The organism is Litorihabitans aurantiacus (genome assembly GCF_030161595.1).
Taxonomy (GTDB): Bacteria; Actinomycetota; Actinomycetes; order Actinomycetales; family Beutenbergiaceae; genus Litorihabitans; species Litorihabitans aurantiacus.
In genome coordinates this window covers 372050-388232 of sequence record NZ_BSUM01000001.1, presented here as the reverse complement: position 1 = coordinate 388232, position 16183 = coordinate 372050, and the positions used below count along the sequence as shown (strand labels likewise).

Sequence of the window (16183 nt, the reverse complement as noted above, 5' to 3'; positions counted from 1 at the left end):
GGGTGCCCGTCGATGTCACCACGTCTGACCCCCGTCCCGGGAGATGGCCAGCTCTGAGCCGGACCACACCCACATCAGGTCGCCCGTGACGGACACGGCCACCTCGGCCGCGGAGGCCACCGGGGCACACGAGAAGGGTTCCGCCTGCGCCTGGCCGGCACTGCTCACGTCGTAGATCGAGAGCGCCTCGCACGGGCCCTCGAACGTCGCGACAGCGTACGACGGACCATCCTGCGTCAGTGCTCGAGCGCCCGCGACGGAAACTGTCGTGGTCCAGCTCTGCCCACCGTCGTCGGAGACGGCGATCGACCCGTCCTGGCAGAGCACGGCGCCGCGCTGGGCGTCGACAGCGGCGAGGTCGACGGCCTCCGCCGGGCACGGCACGGGTGCGTCGCCCCTCGGACCGGCCACGAAGGTGCGGTCGGTGGGTGCCAGGAACCACGCGGAGCTGAGAGTCGCGTCGGCCCGGTTCCACGTGTCACCCCCGTCGGTCGTGGCGGCCAGCGCCGTGGCGCAGTCCTGGACCGCGCCGACCACGAAGGCGGATGAGGCGTCCGTCGCGCGGAGCCGGACCACCGAGTCCACATCGAGTTCCGTGGCCTCCCACGACGCCCCGCCGTCGAGCGTGCGCTCGACGATCGCGGCACCCTGCCCGCACGAGGCGAGGGTCGCGCGCCAGGCCGTCTCGTCGTCAACTCCGACGATCTGCCGCACCGCCGTCGTCACCGGGATCGCTGCGGCCTGAGAATTCTCGGTGTCAGGCTCCTCCATCTCCTCGGGCGGGGCCGACGTCACGGGCTCCTGCGGCACTTCGGGCAGAGGTGGAGACGCCACCGTCTCCGGCGGCAAAGCCTCCGCGCCTCCCGGCGTCGATTGACTCAAGAGTGCTGCGACGACCACGGCGTTCGCCACCACGAGCACAGCCATCACCGCGATGCCCCACGTCCGTCCAGCCCTCACAGCACCCACCTCCCGCACCGGCGCGGCCGGTCCACGCTCCGTAGGGTGGACGGGTGACCGACGCCGATCCCACCGCCCAGCCCGTCCGCATCCTGACGATCTGCACCGGCAACATCTGCCGCTCCCCCGCGGCCGAGCGCCTGCTCCGCACGCACCTCGACGGCGTCGAGGTCACGAGTGCCGGCACCGGCGCCCTCGTGGGCGAACCGATCCACCCGCCCATGGCCGCGCTGATGACGCGCGCAGGCATCGACGCCGACGGCTTTACCGCACGCGCCCTCGCCTCCGAGCACGTGCGCGACGCCGACCTCGTGCTCGCGCTGACGGTCAGCCACCGCTCGCAGGCCGTGGTCGCGTGGCCCGGTGCCCTGCGCCGCACCTTCACGCTGCGCGAGCTCGCACGCCTCGCGGAGCACGTCGGTAGCGACGTCCTGGGCGAAGGCACCACCGCCGACCGCCTGCGCGCGCTCGTCCCGCTGGCGATCCGGGCCCGCGGGGTCGTGCGTGTGCCCCCCGAGGACGACGACGTCGTCGACCCCTACCGTCGGCCCGACGCCGTCTACACCCAGGCCTACGCGACGATCGAGGACGCGGTGCGGCGCCTGGCAGCCGTCGTGACGCCCTGAGGAGCGGTGCGCGCGCATCACGGGACCTCCGCGTTCAGGAAGACATGGGAGCAGACCAGCTCCTCGCCGTCGGGGACACAGGTGATCGCCGCGACGGCGTAGTCCGCGCTCAGGAGATTGGCCCGGTGGCCGGGCGAGTCCAGCCACGCCTGCACCACGGCCTCCGGCGCCGCGGCCGACCGCACGAGGTTCTCGGCGGCGCCCGTGGCGGGTGCGCAGTCGGCGATCACACCCTCGAGCGGCGCGTGGGCCAGGCCCTCGAGCCCGACCAGCTTCTCGGCGCGCTCCAGCGCGTGCTCCGCGGCGCAGTCCGACGGCGGCAGCTCCGGCAGCTCCTCGGCCGCGCGGGCGGCGTTCGTGGCGGCGAAGAGGTCGGCCGCGTAGGCCTCCGGGTCGCCCACGTCCACGAGGACAGGGGTCGCGGTGGGCAGGGTCGGCGTCGCCGTCGGAGATGCGGCGGGGTCGACGGCGTCCACCCCGCCGCACCCAACCAGCGCCACGAACGGCAGCGCGACGAGCACCACCACACCGATCCGGCCCCGCGCGTGCACTAGGGCCGGCCCAGCCCGACGTACGTCCAGCCCGCCGCGCGCCACGCGGCGGAATCCAGCACGTTGCGGCCGTCGATGATCGTGCGCTGCGCGACGCGCTCGCCCAGCTCGACCGGGTCGAGGGAGACGAACTCCGGCCACTCGGTCAGCAGCAGCACGGCGTGCGCGCCGTCGATCGCGTCGCCCGCCGAGTCGCGCACGTCGAGGTCCGGGCGGACCTGGCGCAGCACCGGACCCGCGGCGGGGTCGGTGATGCGGACCTTGGCGCCGAGGCCGGACAGGCGGGAGGCGACGTCGAGCGCCGGGGAGTCCCGGATGTCGTCCGAGTGCGGCTTGAACGCGGCACCGAGCACGGCCACCGGCTTGCCCGGCACGCGGCCCTCGAGCGCGTGGACCGTCAAGTTGACCACGTGCTGGCGGCGCCGCAGGTTGATCGAGTCGATCTCGCGCAGGAACGTCAGCGACTGCTCCGCGCCCAGCTCACCGGCGCGCGCCATGAAGGCACGGATGTCCTTCGGCAGGCAGCCACCGCCGAAGCCGACACCGGCCTTGAGGAACTTCTTGCCGATGCGGTCGTCGTGCCCGATGGCCTCGGCGAGGAAGGAGACGTCGGCGCCCGTCGCCTCGCACATCTCCGCCATCGCGTTGATGAACGAGATCTTCGTGGCCAGGAAGGAGTTGGCTGCGACTTTGACCAGCTCGGCGCTCGCCCAGTCCGCCGTGAGGCGCGGGGTGCCACGTTCGAGGATCGAGACGTACACGCCGTCGAGCGCCTCCTGCGCGCGGGCGGCGCGCTCGGGCTCGGGCGGCAGGCCGTAGACGAGCCGGTCCGGCGCCACCGTGTCCTGCACCGCGAAACCCTCGCGCAAGAACTCCGGGTTCCACACGAGTACACCCGCGTCACCGATCGTCTCGGCGAGACGAGCGGCGGTACCCACCGGGACCGTGCTCTTTCCAGCGATCACGGCGGGGCCGTTCGGGCCATCGGTGAGGTGCGGCACGAGCGCGTCCACCGCGGCGTCGACGTAGGTGAGATCGGCCGCGTACGTGCCGAGCTGCTGGGGGGTGCCGACGCCGATGAAGTGGACCTCGGCGCCCGCGACCTCGGCCATGTCGGTGGTGAACCGCAGCCGGCCGGAGGCGAGGGCGCGCTGCAGCACCTCGCCCAGGCCCGGCTCGTGGAAGGGCGGATCCCCGGCGTTGAGCCGGGCGACCTTGGCAGCGTCGACGTCGACGCCGACCACCGTGTGGCCCAGGTCCGCCATGCACGAGGCGTGCACGGCACCGAGGTAGCCACAACCGATGACAGACAGGTTCACACTCGAACTGAACCACACGGGTTAACTCAAAGCGAACCGCATCGGAGAATTTACCTGCGCGACATCCGTCACAGCCCAAACGAACTTGCGCACACTGTTTGGGTTGTGCAAGGTTGGTCTCGCTGGCTCGACAGTCGGGCCGGCATCGCCCCTCCGGAGACCTCGATGCCTCGTACGAACAAGCCGATCGCCCTGGCGACAGGGCTCGTGCTCGCCGGTCTCGCCGTCCCCGTCGCCACGGCCGGGGCCACCGCGCTGCCGTCGTTCGTTCCTGCGTCCCCCGCGGACGTCGTCACCGCCGGAATCGCCGGCGACAGGATCACGGGCGGACTCACGACCGTGGCCCCGTCCGTCGCCGTCGAGGCCGACGTCGTGGCCGCCGAGGCACCGGTCACGATCGGGTCCGGTTCGGCCGTCCTGGCTGCCGCCGGCATCGTCACGGCGGCCGCCGGCTCCACCTACCTGCTCCGCCGCCGCCGCTCCCGCGGCGCCGGTGACCCTGACGCGATCGTCCACGAGCGCGCCGTCGCCTGAGCCCGTCCTCGTGACCGGCCCCGGCCCCCGATCCCCGCACCAGCCACCACCACCCGAAGGACGAGCCCCATGAAGCGATCCCTTGCCGTCGGAGCCGCAGCGTTCGCGCTCGTGGCCCTCCCCGCCGCCGCCCAGGCCTACCCCGCTCCCCCCGCCAACGTGGCCGTGAGCAGCACGGCTCCCGCCGTCGGCGAGGCCGTCACCACCTCGGCCTCCGGCCTCGAGCTCGCCACCGAGGCGACCCTCACGGTCACCTCGGCCGAGGAGAACATCCCGGACAGCGCGATCCAGATCGCCGGCACCGCCTCGCTCACCAAGCCGGTTCCCGGCTCGACGGTCGAGTTCTCCACGACCCACACGGTCGACGGCACCTACACCCACAAGATCACCACCGACTACGGGCACGACATCCCCGCCCAGGTCCTCACCGTCGGCAACCCCGGCGGCGCGGGCGGCGGCACCGGTGGCGGCACGGGCGGCGGCGCCGGTTCGGGTACCGGCGGCTCGACCGGTGGCGGTCTCGCCGAGACCGGCGCCTCGGTCGCCGGCCTGGCGGGCCTCGCGACCGGCCTCGTCGCCGTCGGCGCCGGTGGCACCTACCTCGTGCGTCGCGGAGCCCGCGGCCGCGCCTGAGGCCCGGCGAGCACTGACCCGCAGCCTCGGCTGCACCGATCTCGTCGGCCGCCCCGCGCCCCCTGCGCGGGGCGGCCGGCGTCGTTCGTGAGCCGCGCCACGCCGTCGGGCCGCTGCGGAGCCACCCGCGCAGATTCCGCGCAGAGCGGGCGCAAGGGTGACGCAGGAGATGCGACAACATTCCACAAGACGCCGCTCGCGCCCCGTGAACCCCATCCGAGGTCTGTAGTCTCCCAGCCATGACAAACCCCACCCGTAACGTCGTGGTCGTCGAGGACGACTCCGACGTCAGCCATCTCCTCGAGATGGTGCTCAGACCGGCCGGCTTCGAGACCCACACGGCCGCCAACGGTCTGGAGGGTGTCGAGCTCGCCCGCGAGGTCGACCCCGTCGTGGTGACCCTCGACATCAGCCTGCCGGACATCGACGGCTTCGAGGTCGCCCGCCGCATCCGCACCTTCTCGGACGCGTACATCATCATGCTGACCGCTCGGGTCGACGAGATCGACGCCCTCATGGGCCTCGAGTCCGGCGCCGACGACTACATCACCAAGCCGTTCCGGCCGCGCGAGCTGCGCGCCCGCATCGAGGCCATGCTGCGCCGGCCCCGCACCACCGACCGCTCTGGTGTCGAGGGAGCCGACACCGAGGGCGGCGCCGTCGGCGTCGAGGGCACGGCCGCGCGCCCGGCACCGCTGACACCCCTGTCCGCACCCGACCAGCCGGTGCACGCGCACGACGGGCGCGGCAGCAGCCTGGTCGTCGACCGCCTCGCCCGCACGGTGACGCTGGACGACGACGACGTGCACCTCACCCGCAGCGAGTTCGACATCCTGTCCCACCTCGTGACCGTGCCGGGCCGCGTCTCCTCCAAGGACGACCTCGCCCGCATGCTGCGGCACGGGCGCGAGAGCGCCGACGCCCCGGTCGAGCAGTCGGAGAACCGACGCCTCGACGTCCACATGGTCAACCTGCGCCGCAAGCTCGCCGACGACTCGAGCAACCCGCGCTGGATCGAGACCGTCCGCGGCGTGGGGTACCGCTTCCGCCAGGGCTGAGCCCAGCTCACCCACCGAGACCGTCGGCGGGGCTCCGGTCAGGGCCCCGCCGGCACCCTCCCCGCCGCTGCGCGCCACGGACCGGGCGCGAGCCGGGTCAGCGGCCGCGGGCGACCTCCGCGCCGACATTCACCCTCGCGCGCGCCGCGAGCGCGTCGAGATCGCCGTCGCCCGCCGCGAGACCGGTCGCGACCGTGAGCCGCAGGTCCTCCCCGTCGACCTCCACGCGCGAGGCACGCACCGCGCGCCGCACGTCCCTCGCCCACCGCTCGGCGCGCGCGAGGTCGTGGTCCGGGAGCAGCACCACGAACTGCTGCGACGCCTCCCCACCGAGACCCACCGCCCCGCCGCGCGGGACGAGGTCGAGCAGCACGGCCGCCACGAGCGAGCGCGCGGCCTCGACCGTCCTCGCCCCGAACGCCTCCGCGAGCGTGCGCTGCTCGGTCAGGTCCACCACGGCGACCACGACGTCGTGGCCACGGTCGCGCGCCGACTGCAGCAGCTCGGCTCCCCGCACCGCCAGACCCGCGTGGGTGCGCACGCCCAGGGCCGGGTCGAACACCACGTCGGACGGCCGCATCGCCCCGCTCTCGCCCGAACGCAGCAGGATGCCGCCGATCCCGGCCGCCGCGAGCGCGAGCGCGATCGCGAGCGCGGCCGTCCCGGGCGCCAGGATCCGGCCCGCGACCACGCCCTCGCCGTCCGTCGCGAACGCCAGCACCAGGCGGACCACCAGCCCGACCCCGAGACTGCCGAGCGCGAGCGCGATCACCACCCCGCCGAAGTAGCGCAGCATCGGGCCGCGCAGCACCGCCCAGGCCGCGGCCAGCGCCCACAGGCCCGCGCCGGCGTGCAGCAGCTCGACCCCGGTGACGGTCTCGCGCGAGCGCTCGGCGACGTCCGCCGCGAGCGGCCCCAGCGCCGAGACGGCCGCGCCGGTGACCGCCGGGAGCCACAGCATCGGGGGTCTGCCCGAGTGGGCCCGCACCGCCGACCAGACGGCGCCGACCGCCGCGACGACCGCGCCGTCGGCAGCGACGCCGACCCACGCCGGCTGCGGGCTCTCGACCTCGATGAGATGGCCGAGCGACCCCAGCCCCATGCCGAGGAAGGCGGCCACCCAGCAGCCGTCCGGCGTCGCGAACCCCGGCGCACGACGTCGGCCACGTAGATCGCCGTCACGAGGCTGATGACCAGGTACTTGACCACGAGGACCGTGGCGGGGTCGAGGATCACGCGGCGCGCCCCGCCCCGACGGTCCCCGCCTCGCGTGCGGGCAGCACGATCTCCACCTGCGTCCCCTCGCCGAGCCTGCTGCGCATCGTCACGCGACCACCGTGCTCCATCACGATCTCGCGCGCCACCGGGAGGCCCAGGCCCGTACCGTGCCGCGACCCGCCGCGGACCGCGGGCGAGCGCCAGAACCGTTCGAACACGCGCTCCTGGTCCTCCTCGCTGATCCCGATGCCGTGGTCGGTGACCACGAGGCGCACCTCGCCGTCGCCCTCCCGCAGCGCCACGTCCACGCTCCCGCCGTGGTGGGAGTAGAGGACGGCGTTGGTCACCACGTGGTCCACCGCCAGGCGCAGCCGCTCGGCGTCACCGGCGACCGGCCACGCGCCGTCGCACGCGTGCCCGACGCTCACCCCCGCCACCCGCGCCGCGTAGCAGACACCGGCGACGCTCGCCCGCGCCACCTCACCGAGGTCGACGCCGGCCGAGCCCCCGCCGCCGGACCCGCCACCGGACAGCAGCGGCGCCGCCCGCTCGGTCTTGAGCTCCGAGGCGACCGCGAGGTCCTCCACCATGCCCAGCACGCGCTGCGCGTTGCGGTCGACGACGTCGAGCAGCGCGTCGGTGTCCGCCGCGAACCCGCCCGTGTCCCGTGCCATCTCCAGGTAGCCGATGACGGACGTCAGCGGGGTGCGCAGCTCGTGGGAGACGGCCCGCACGAAGTCCTCCCGCTGCTCGATCGCCCGCTCCTCCTGCGTGAGGTCCTCGAACAGCACCACGCGCAGCGGATCGCGCCCGGCGGCCGCGGACAGCGTGACCGCCGTGCCGCGCACGGCCTTGCGGTCGCCGTCGGCGGCTCGCCACCACTGCGTCTGACCCGTCATGCTCTCCCCCGCCACGGCGCGCTCCGCGAGGGAGGTCTCCTCCCCGGCGCCGTCGGGCGCCTCGGCGGCGCCGGATCCGTCGGCGTCGGCCGCCGCCGCCCGGGCCGCGCGCATGCGCCAGGGGTGCTCCGCCTCGTCGTCGACCGGGCCGTAGAGCCGCTCGACCTGCGCGTTGGCGAGCACCACGCGCTGACCGTCCAGGACCAGCACCCCGGCCGGGAGCGACTCGACGATCCCCTCGAGCAGCGCGCGCTCGTCCGCGAGGTCGTCGAGCGTGCGCTGCAGCGTGCCGTCCCGCCGCGCGAGCAGCCGGCTGCGCGCCTGCCGCGAGCGCTGCATCCGGGAGATCGTGACGGCGATCGTGACCAGCACGATCGGGAGGAGCAGGACGCTCGGGACCTGCGCCGTCGTCAACGGCTCGCGCGACGTGACCATCGGCATCCACGCCACCACCGTCCCGCCGAGCACGCCGAGCACGGCACCGAGCGGGCCGTGGAAGCGTGCCAGCGTCAGGACCGGGAACACCGTCAGCAGCGCCACCGGGAGCCGGTCGGCCGTCAGCACCCCCAGCCCGAGGAGCCCCAGGAGCGGCACGGCCATCGGCGCCGCCTCGGGCAGCCGTGACCACGGCGCCGCGAACGCGAGGGCGCACGAGAGCACCCCGACCGCGATCCCGGCGAACAGGTGGGGACCGGCGAGGCCGTGGTCGGAGAAGATCAGGAAGACGACGATGTAGGCGCCGCCCGCCGTCGGGAGGCTGATGTTGGCCGGCACGACCCACGGGACCGTGCGCGAGCCGACGCTCGTGCGCCGCGCCGCCCCGAGGGCGCCGAGGTGCGGCACACCTCCGACCCCGGAGCGTGCGGGAGCCACCCGTGTCCGTGCTGCCGACGTCACGCTCAGTACGCTCCCTCGCGCCGCAGCACGGTGACCACGGTCCGCGCGATCAGCGCCAGGTCCCCCGTGATCGACCAGTTCTCGACGTAGGCGAGGTCGAGCCGCACGCTCTCCTCCCAGCTCAGGTCGGAGCGGCCGCTCACCTGCCACAGCCCCGTGATGCCCGGCTTGATCAGGAGGCGGCGCGAGACGTCGCCCTCGTAGGCGGCGACCTCGCTCGGCAGCGGGGGCCGGGGTCCGACCACGCTCATCGAACCGCCGAGCACGTTGAGGAACTGCGGCAGCTCGTCCAGCGAGAGCTTGCGCAGCACGCGCCCCACGCGCGTGACGCGCGGGTCGTCCTTCATCTTGAACAGCAGCCCGGCGCCCTCGTCCTGCGCCTGCAGCTCCGCGAGCACCTTCTCGGCGTCCACGCGCATCGAGCGGAACTTCAGCATGGTGAACGGCGCACCGTTCGCGCCGACGCGCACCTGGCGGAAGAACGCGGGGCCGCGGTCCTCGAGCCGGATCGCGAGCGCGATCGCCAGCAGCACCGGGGAGAGGACGACGACGGCGGTCAGGCTCAGCGCGATGTCGAGCAGCCGCTTGAGCACGTACGTCGCGCCCGTGAACTGCGGCAGCGTCACGTGCACGAGCGGCAGCCCCTCCACGGGGCGCAGGTGCAGGCGCGGGCCCGCGATGTCGACGAGGCTCGAGGCGAGCACCAACTCCGTGTGGGTGCCCTCGAGGTCCCAGCCGAGGCGGCGCACGTCGTCCCGACCGCTCGCCATCTCGCCGGCGACCACCACGACGTCGACGGCGGCCGACGCGGCGCCCGCCACCAGACCCTCGCGCGGCACGCGGGGCAGGGGGCGGCCATCGCGGTCGGCGATCGCGTCGGGGCGCTCCTCGCCGTCGAGCACGCAGACCGCGACGGGCATGAGGCCCGCGGCCCGGCTGCGGCCGAGCTCGGCGACCCGGTTGCTGACGTCCGCGTGCGTGCCGAGCACGAGCGCATGGTCGACGTACTGGCGGCGGCGGCGCGCGCGGTCGAGGTACTGCCGCCAGCCCCAGCGGGTGGCCAGGAGGACGACGACGCCGAGCGGCAGCGCGAGGAGGAAGTAGCCGCGCGAGACGGCGACCTGGCCGAGGTAGGCGAGGATCGCCGTCGTGCCGAACGCGAGCAGGGTGGCGTTCAGGACGCGCTGGTACTCCAGGACGCCGACGGCGAGGATGCGCGGCTGCCGCGAGCGGGTGACGGCGAGGAAGAACATCCAGATCAGGCCGACGGCGCAGCCGATGAGCGTGTAGTCGACGTTGATCCAGCCGAGGCGGACCTCGGCGGCGCCGAGCCAGAAGGTCTGCACAATCGCGAGCGACGCGGCGACGGCGAGCGCGTCCGACACCGTCAGGTACAGCTGGATGCGGGCGTGCCACTCGGGCGGCCCGACGGCCCGCCGCCCGTCGCGAGGGCTTTTCGGGGCGTCGCGAGAGACTTCCGGGCGTTCACGAGAGACTTCCGGGGACTCCCCGGGGCTGCGCGAGGACGACGTCGAAGCAGCGGGCACGTGCACCGACCTCTCCCGGTGCGCCGTCCTGACGCACCGTCGCCTGTGCCCCCCGCACGACAACGGTAGGGAGCCCGTGCGACCGCCGTGTCACGTTCCCGTGTCCGGAATGTCAACCAGGTCAGGAAGCACCAAGCCCCGCGCTCACAGTACGTGAGCGCGGGGCTTATCGCGACGGATGTCGCGGACGTCTCAGGCGGTGGTCCCGCGCTCGGGGAGCTCGATGGTGTCGAGGCTGATCTCGTCGATCACGGGCGCCGCGTCCGGCCACGCCGAGGGCACCGCCTCGCGCTGCGCCGGCACGTCCGAGACCTGGTCGAGACGGACGATGCGGCCGTCGTCGGGCGAGAACTCGTTCACGCACACGCCGTAGACCTGCCCCAGCACACCGGTCAGCGGCACCACGAACGCGTTCGGGTCCGTCGCGAACGACCGACCGCGCTCCGGCAGCCGCCCCTCCCAGCGCTCGGCCGCCGCGATGAGCGTCGCGCGGCTCGGCACCTCGGTGCGCCACGCGCCCAGCTCGACGATCGCGCGCGGATCGGTGGCGAGGTCGACGCCGTCGCCCTCCCCGCCGTCGACCGGCGCGTAACCCGGGACCACGCGGTCGTCGGTCGCCCCCTCGGGGAGCACGTCGTTCGGGCCGACGTCGGCCGGCTCGAGCCGCTCGGAGTACGGCACCCACGCCGGGGCGAGCAGCGCCTCGTCGCCCGGCAGCAGCTCGACCTCGCACACCGTCGCGACCTTGGCCCGGGAGACGCGCGCGACCGTGACGGTCCAGTGCCACCCCCGGTACCCCGGCGCCGTGGTGGCGAAGCGGTGGCTGCCGAGGCGCTCGCCGTCGTCCGTGTAGCCGAGGTGCTCGCCGACCTCGCCGAGGCCCGAGGTCTCCTCCGCGGCGGCGCGCGCCTGCTCGACGGCGGCGGCCAGGACCGCGTCCTTGCGCGGCTTCGCGGTGCGGCGGGCGCGGGGCTCCGCCGTCGACGTCGCGGTCGCCATCAGCCGTCGAAGTCGTCGGCGACGACGCGCATCACGGAGGCGAGGCGCGAGGAGAAATCCTTCTCCGGGTAGCGGCCCTTGCGCAGCGCACCGGACGCGCGGTCGAGCAGCTTGATGAGGTCCTCGACCACGACGACCATGTCCTCGGCCGGGCGACGGTCGGTGCGCGCCACGGTCGGGACCGGGTCGAGCAGCGTGACCGAGAGCGCCTGCGGGCCCTTGCGGCCGTCGGCGACGCCGTAGTCCACGCGCGAACCGGGCTTGGGGTTGGTGACCTCCGGCGGGAGTGCCGACGCGTGCAGGAACACCTGCGAACCGTCGTCACCGGCGATGAAGCCGAAACCACGGTCGGTGTCGAAGAACTTGATCTTGCCAGTGGGCACGAGCGGTCCGTTCCTTGCACGGGCGCGCGAGGGCGCGCATGAGTCAGAGCAACTCCAGCGTACCGGCCGCACCCGGAGGGCCGCGCGGGCTCGCGCGCGACTAGCGTGGTGGGGATGCCCTCGACGCCGCCCGCGACTCCCCCGCGCTCGCCCACCTCGACGACGCGCAGCTCGCCGCGCTCCTGCTCGCCCGCCCCGACCTCGCCTCGCCGCTGCCCGGGTCGCTGACGGCGCTCGCCGCCCGCGCCGCGACCACGCGGTCGCTGCAGCTCGCGCTCGGCGGGCTCGACACCCCGCACCTCGCGGTCGCGGACGCCGTGCTCGCGCTGGCGACGCTCGGGGCCTCGGCGGGTGCGGCCGTGGCGGCCGGCGACGTGCTCGCGGCGGCGCCCGCGGGTGCGGCGGCGCTGCGGCCCGTCACGACGGCGCAGGTCGCCGACGCGACAGGCCTCCCCTCCCCCGTGGTCGCCGACCTGCTGGCGACCCTCGCCGCCCAGGCCCTGCTCCGCCCGGCCCCCGCGGGCGAGCCCACCCTACGCAAGGGCTCTGTGGGAGACCGCGAGAGACTTCTGGACACCGGCGAGAGACTCTCGGACGCCGGCGAGAGACTTTCCGGGCCGGACGCCGGGCCCGACGCCGACGCCTGGCTCCCCGCCGTCGGCCTCGCCGCGGCCCGCCCGCGCCCCGCCGCCCTCGCCCTCACCGCCGAGGCGATCGACCCCGGCACGACGGACGCGACCGCCGTCGCCCGCCTCGCCGCGGACCTCCCCGACCCGGCCCGCCGCATCCTCGACGCCCTCACCTGGGGCCCGCCGGTCGGCCGCTTCACCGCGGCGCCCACCACCACATCGGGCGCGCCGGCGGCGCCGCCCGCCCCCACCGCGCAGACGACCCCCACCCCCACCGCGCCCGAGGACGAGAACCTCACCCTCGCCGTCGAGCACCTCCTCGAGCGCCACCTCGTGCGCCGCACCCCGGACGGCGGCGTCGTCCTCCCCGCCGCCGTCGCGCTCGCGCTCCGCGAGGGCCGCACCCACCGCGACCTCACCCCCGTCCCTCCCACGCCGCCCGCGCCGGTGGTGAGCCCCGACGTCGTCGCCGCCGAGTCCGCGCGCGCCGCGCTCGAGCTGCACCGCCTGCTCGCCGCCCTCACCGACCTCTGGGGCGACGCGCCCGCGGGCGCGCTGCGCTCGGGCGGCGTCGGCGTGCGCGAGATCCGCCGCACCACCGCCGCGCTCGGCGCCACCGAGCAGACCACCACGCTCCTGGTCGAGCTCGCCGCCGCGGCCGGCGAGATCGGGCAGGCGCACGACGACGACGGCGCCCTCTGGGCCCCCACCGACGCGCACGACGGCGACGCCCCCACCCACCGCTGGGCCCGCCTCGTGCACGTGTGGCTCCACAGCGAGCGCGCCTTCGCGCTGGTCGGGACGCGGGCCGACGACGGCGCCCTGCGCTCCGCCCTCGAGCCCGGCCTCGAGCGGGGCTGGGCCGCGCGCCTGCGCCGCCGCGTGCTCGACGCGCTCGCGACGTGGCCGACCGGGAGCGCCCCCGACGCCGACGCCGTCCGCGGCGTCCTGACCTGGCAGTCCCCGATCTCCCCGCCGCCCGACTGGGCCGTGACCGCGGTGCTGGCCGAGGCGGACGTGCTCGGCGTCGTCGCGGCCGGCGCGCTCAGCCGCTCCGGCGCCGCGCTCACCGAGGGCGCGGAGGTGACCGACCTCGCGGCGAGCATCGAGGCGGACCTGCCGCCCGCCGTCGGCGAGATCCTGCTGCAGGCGGACCTCACCGCCGTCGTGCCGGGGCGGCCCTCGCCCGAGGTGGCGGCGCTGCTGGAGGCGACGGCCGACGTCGAGTCGCGCGGTTCGGCGCTGACGGCGCGGTTCACGCCGGCGTCGCTGGAGCGCGCGGTGGCCGGCGGGCGCGACGCCGCGGAGATCCTCGCGGCGCTGACCGAGCTCAGCCGGACGCCCGTCCCGCAGGCCCTCGAGTACGCCGTGCGCGACGCCGAGCGCCGCACCGGTGGGCTGCGCGCCGGGCCCGCTGCGGCCTACCTGCGGGGCGAAGACGCCGCCGCGCTCGCCCAGCTCGTCGCCGGCGCCGGGGCGGAGCTCGGGCTGCGCCTCATCGCCCCGACCGTCGCGGTCACGTCGCTGCCCGCCGGGCGGCTCGCGCTCGCGCTGCGCGAGGCCGGGCGAGGGGTGGTCCTGGAGGGCCCGACGGCGTCGTCGTCGATCCGCGCGACGGCGATCGCACCGTGGCCGCACCGCCTCGCCGCCCGCGCGTGGTGACGTCGCGCGCGCCGGAGCTCGCGGATGTGGATGCTGCGGCGGCCGCGGTGGCGCGGATGCGGCGCGCGGAGGCCGACGCGGGGCGGACCGGTGGCGCGCGCGACGGTGGGGTCGAGGCGGACGCGGCCCGCGGCGTCGCGCTGCTCCGCGACGCCGCGCGCGGTCAGACGCCGGTGTGGGTGACGGTCGTGGGGCCCTCGGGCGCGGCGGACCGGCGCCGGCTCGCGCCGCTGCGGGTGCAGGGCGGGCACGTCGTCGCGCGCGACCTCGAGCGCGGCAGCGACCTGACGATCGCGCTGCACCGCATCGCCGCGGTCGACCCGATCGCCTGACCCACCCTCCCGGCCGGGCCCGATCGCCTGAGAGGATGGTCGGATGCCCGACGGCCCTCTGATCGTCCAGTCCGACAAGAGCCTCCTGCTCGAGGTCGACCACCCCGACGCCGGCGCGTGCCGGCGCGCCATCGCCCCCTTCGCGGAGCTGGAGCGCGCGCCCGAGCACGTCCACACCTACCGCCTCACCCCGCTCGGCCTGTGGAACGCGCGCGCCGCGGGCCACGACGCCGAGGGCGTGGTCGACACGCTCGTGCGCTACTCGCGCTACCCCGTGCCGCACGCGCTGCTGATCGACGTCGCCGAGACGATGGACCGCTACGGGCGGCTGCAGATCCTGTCCGACCCCGCGCACGGCCTCGTGCTGCACGCGCTGGACCGCGCCGTGCTGGAGGAGGTGCTGCGCTCGAAGCGGACCCAGGGCCTGGTGGGGACGCGGCTGGACGAGACCTCCGTCGTCGTGCACCCCTCCCAGCGCGGCCATCTCAAGCAGGTGCTGCTGAAGCTCGGCTGGCCCGCGGACGACCTCGCGGGCTACGTGGACGGCGAGGCGCACTCGATCGACCTGGCCGAGGACGGCTGGTCGCTGCGGCCGTACCAGGCCGAGGCGGTGGAGACGTTCTGGCACGGCGGGTCCGGCGTGGTGGTGCTGCCGTGCGGCGCGGGCAAGACGATCGTGGGCGCGGGCGCGATGGCCGCGGCGAAGGCGACGACCCTCATCCTCGTGACCAACACGGTCAGCGCTCGGCAGTGGCGCGACGAGCTCGTGCGGCGCACGACGCTGACCGAGGACGAGATCGGCGAGTACTCGGGCGCGCGCAAGGAGATCCGGCCGGTCACGATCGCGACCTACCAGGTGCTCACGATGAAGCGGAAGGGCGCCTACCCGCACCTCGAGCTGCTGGATGCGCGCGACTGGGGCCTGGTGCTGTACGACGAGGTCCACCTCCTGCCCGCGCCGATCTTCCGGATGACGGCGGACCTGCAGGCGCGCCGTCGGCTCGGCCTGACCGCGACGCTCGTGCGCGAGGACGGCCGCGAGGACGAGGTGTTCTCCCTCATCGGGCCCAAGCGGTACGACGCGCCGTGGAAGGACATCGAGGCGCAGGGCTACATCGCGCCGGCCGACTGCGTGGAGGTGCGGGTCTCGCTGCCCGAGACCATGCGGATGACCTACGCGACGGCGGAGCCCGAGGACCGCTACCGGCTGGCGGCCACGGCCCCGGGCAAGGTGGACGTGGTGCGGTCGCTGCTGGCGCGCCACCCGGAGGAGCAGACGCTGATCATCGGGCAGTACATCGACCAGCTGGAGGAGCTCGCCGCCTCGCTGGACGCGCCGGTGATCACGGGGTCGACGACGGTGACGCAGCGGCAGAAGCTGTACGACGCGTTCCGCTCCGGGGAGATCCGGGTGCTCGTGGTCTCGAAGGTCGCGAACTTCTCGGTCGACCTGCCGGAGGCGGCGGTGGCGATCCAGGTCTCGGGCGCGTTCGGCTCGCGGCAGGAGGAGGCGCAGCGGCTGGGTCGGCTGCTGCGGCCGAAGGGTGACGGGCGGTCGGCGCACTTCTACGCGGTGGTCGTGCGGGACACGGTCGACGCCGACTTCGCCGCCCACCGCCAGCGCTTCCTCGCCGAGCAGGGCTACGCCTACCGGATCGTGGACGCGGAGGACCTGGGGGCGCTGGACGGCGCCGCTGCGGACGGCGAGTGACCGCGGCGCGGCGGAGCCGGTGACGGCGGCGACTGACCGCGGCGCGGGGACAGGCGGAGTCGACTGTTGCGCTCCGCACGGTTAGCAGATCGACTGTGACCCCGTGCACGGATAAGTCCCCCTAACCGTGCACACCGCAACACTCGACCCCCTCCCCTCGGGGGAGGAGAACCGAACTCCAGGATCCGCGGAACATCGACCACCTCCCACCCAGCCCCGGCCCCC

Annotated in this window: 15 protein-coding genes; 7 read left to right on the top strand and 8 right to left on the bottom strand. The window is 75.0% G+C overall.

From position 1 onward, the window contains the following. Positions 1-15 precede the first annotated feature (15 nt). Positions 16-960 (bottom strand): WD40/YVTN/BNR-like repeat-containing protein, encoded by a 945-nt coding sequence (locus tag QQK22_RS01850; protein ID WP_284249013.1) that lies wholly within the window; start codon positions 958-960, stop codon positions 16-18. A 53-nt stretch (positions 961-1013) separates the two neighbouring features. Between QQK22_RS01850 and QQK22_RS01845 the strand changes: the two genes are divergently transcribed. Beyond that, on the top strand, positions 1014-1586 hold the full coding sequence (locus QQK22_RS01845; protein ID WP_284249011.1) for an arsenate reductase/protein-tyrosine-phosphatase family protein: 573 nt from the start codon (positions 1014-1016) through the stop codon (positions 1584-1586). A 17-nt stretch (positions 1587-1603) separates the two neighbouring features. On the opposite strand, the gene QQK22_RS01840 is transcribed toward QQK22_RS01845, so the two are convergent. Then, positions 1604-2110 carry a CAP domain-containing protein gene (locus tag QQK22_RS01840; protein WP_284249009.1) on the bottom strand — a complete coding sequence of 169 codons (507 nt, stop codon included), beginning with the start codon at positions 2108-2110 and terminating at the stop codon, positions 1604-1606. A gap of 26 nt (positions 2111-2136) precedes the next feature. Beyond that, complete coding sequence (locus QQK22_RS01835) at positions 2137-3456, bottom strand: UDP-glucose dehydrogenase family protein (RefSeq protein WP_284249007.1); 1320 nt, start codon at positions 3454-3456, stop codon at positions 2137-2139. Between the two features lie 165 nt (positions 3457-3621). Here QQK22_RS01835 and QQK22_RS01830 point away from each other — a divergent pair, with 165 nt between their 5' ends. The 3 genes from QQK22_RS01830 to QQK22_RS01820 all read left to right on the top strand — a co-directional run bounded on the left by QQK22_RS01830 (position 3622) and on the right by QQK22_RS01820 (position 5681). After that, positions 3622-3990: a hypothetical protein gene (locus QQK22_RS01830; protein ID WP_284249006.1), complete on the top strand. Its 369-nt coding sequence runs from the start codon at positions 3622-3624 to the stop codon at positions 3988-3990. Between the two features lie 69 nt (positions 3991-4059). Continuing rightward, positions 4060-4623 carry a hypothetical protein gene (locus tag QQK22_RS01825; protein ID WP_284249004.1) on the top strand — a complete coding sequence of 188 codons (564 nt, stop codon included), beginning with the start codon at positions 4060-4062 and terminating at the stop codon, positions 4621-4623. Between the two features lie 239 nt (positions 4624-4862). Beyond that, the gene (locus QQK22_RS01820) at positions 4863-5681 is read left to right on the top strand and encodes a response regulator transcription factor (protein WP_284249002.1); all 819 of its coding nucleotides are present in this window, start codon (positions 4863-4865) and stop codon (positions 5679-5681) included. A 97-nt stretch (positions 5682-5778) separates the two neighbouring features. Here the strand turns inward: QQK22_RS01820 and QQK22_RS01815 are convergent, their stop codons facing one another. The 5 genes from QQK22_RS01815 to QQK22_RS01795 all read right to left on the bottom strand — a co-directional run bounded on the left by QQK22_RS01815 (position 5779) and on the right by QQK22_RS01795 (position 11624). Further along, entirely contained in the window at positions 5779-6801 is a 1023-nt protein-coding gene (locus QQK22_RS01815) for a GGDEF domain-containing protein (RefSeq protein WP_284249000.1), read from the bottom strand. Between the two features lie 112 nt (positions 6802-6913). Next, complete coding sequence (locus QQK22_RS01810) at positions 6914-8671, bottom strand: sensor histidine kinase (protein WP_284248998.1); 1758 nt, start codon at positions 8669-8671, stop codon at positions 6914-6916. A gap of 26 nt (positions 8672-8697) precedes the next feature. Beyond that, on the bottom strand, positions 8698-10080 hold the full coding sequence (locus QQK22_RS01805) for a sugar transferase (protein ID WP_284248996.1): 1383 nt from the start codon (positions 10078-10080) through the stop codon (positions 8698-8700). 354 nt (positions 10081-10434) lie between these two features. Further along, complete coding sequence (locus QQK22_RS01800) at positions 10435-11241, bottom strand: DUF3027 domain-containing protein (RefSeq protein ID WP_284248993.1); 807 nt, start codon at positions 11239-11241, stop codon at positions 10435-10437. Next, entirely contained in the window at positions 11241-11624 is a 384-nt protein-coding gene (locus tag QQK22_RS01795; RefSeq protein ID WP_284248991.1) for a cold-shock protein, read from the bottom strand. Before QQK22_RS01795 ends, QQK22_RS01800 begins: the two co-directional genes overlap by 1 nt. 317 nt (positions 11625-11941) lie before the next feature. Between QQK22_RS01795 and QQK22_RS01790 the strand changes: the two genes are divergently transcribed. Genes QQK22_RS01790 through QQK22_RS01780 form a run of 3 tightly spaced genes read left to right on the top strand, consistent with a single transcriptional unit; the run spans position 11942 to position 15958 of the window. Then, on the top strand, positions 11942-13915 hold the full coding sequence (locus tag QQK22_RS01790; protein WP_284248989.1) for a helicase-associated domain-containing protein: 1974 nt from the start codon (positions 11942-11944) through the stop codon (positions 13913-13915). After that, complete coding sequence (locus QQK22_RS01785; protein ID WP_284248987.1) at positions 13882-14247, top strand: hypothetical protein; 366 nt, start codon at positions 13882-13884, stop codon at positions 14245-14247. The genes QQK22_RS01790 and QQK22_RS01785 overlap by 34 nt, the downstream gene beginning before the upstream one ends. A 43-nt stretch (positions 14248-14290) precedes the next feature. After that, positions 14291-15958 carry a DNA repair helicase XPB gene (locus tag QQK22_RS01780; RefSeq protein WP_284248985.1) on the top strand — a complete coding sequence of 556 codons (1668 nt, stop codon included), beginning with the start codon at positions 14291-14293 and terminating at the stop codon, positions 15956-15958. Positions 15959-16183: the final 225 nt, after the last annotated feature.

Coding starts and splice junctions, on each gene's coding strand:
- QQK22_RS01830 (WP_284249006.1), top strand. CDS start 3,622: ATGCCTCGTACGAACAAGCCGATCGCCCTGGCGACAGGGCTCGTGCTC.
- QQK22_RS01825 (WP_284249004.1), top strand. CDS start 4,060: ATGAAGCGATCCCTTGCCGTCGGAGCCGCAGCGTTCGCGCTCGTGGCC.
- QQK22_RS01820 (WP_284249002.1), top strand. CDS start 4,863: ATGACAAACCCCACCCGTAACGTCGTGGTCGTCGAGGACGACTCCGAC.
- QQK22_RS01800 (WP_284248993.1), bottom strand. CDS start 11,241: ATGGCGACCGCGACGTCGACGGCGGAGCCCCGCGCCCGCCGCACCGCG.
- QQK22_RS01780 (WP_284248985.1), top strand. CDS start 14,291: ATGCCCGACGGCCCTCTGATCGTCCAGTCCGACAAGAGCCTCCTGCTC.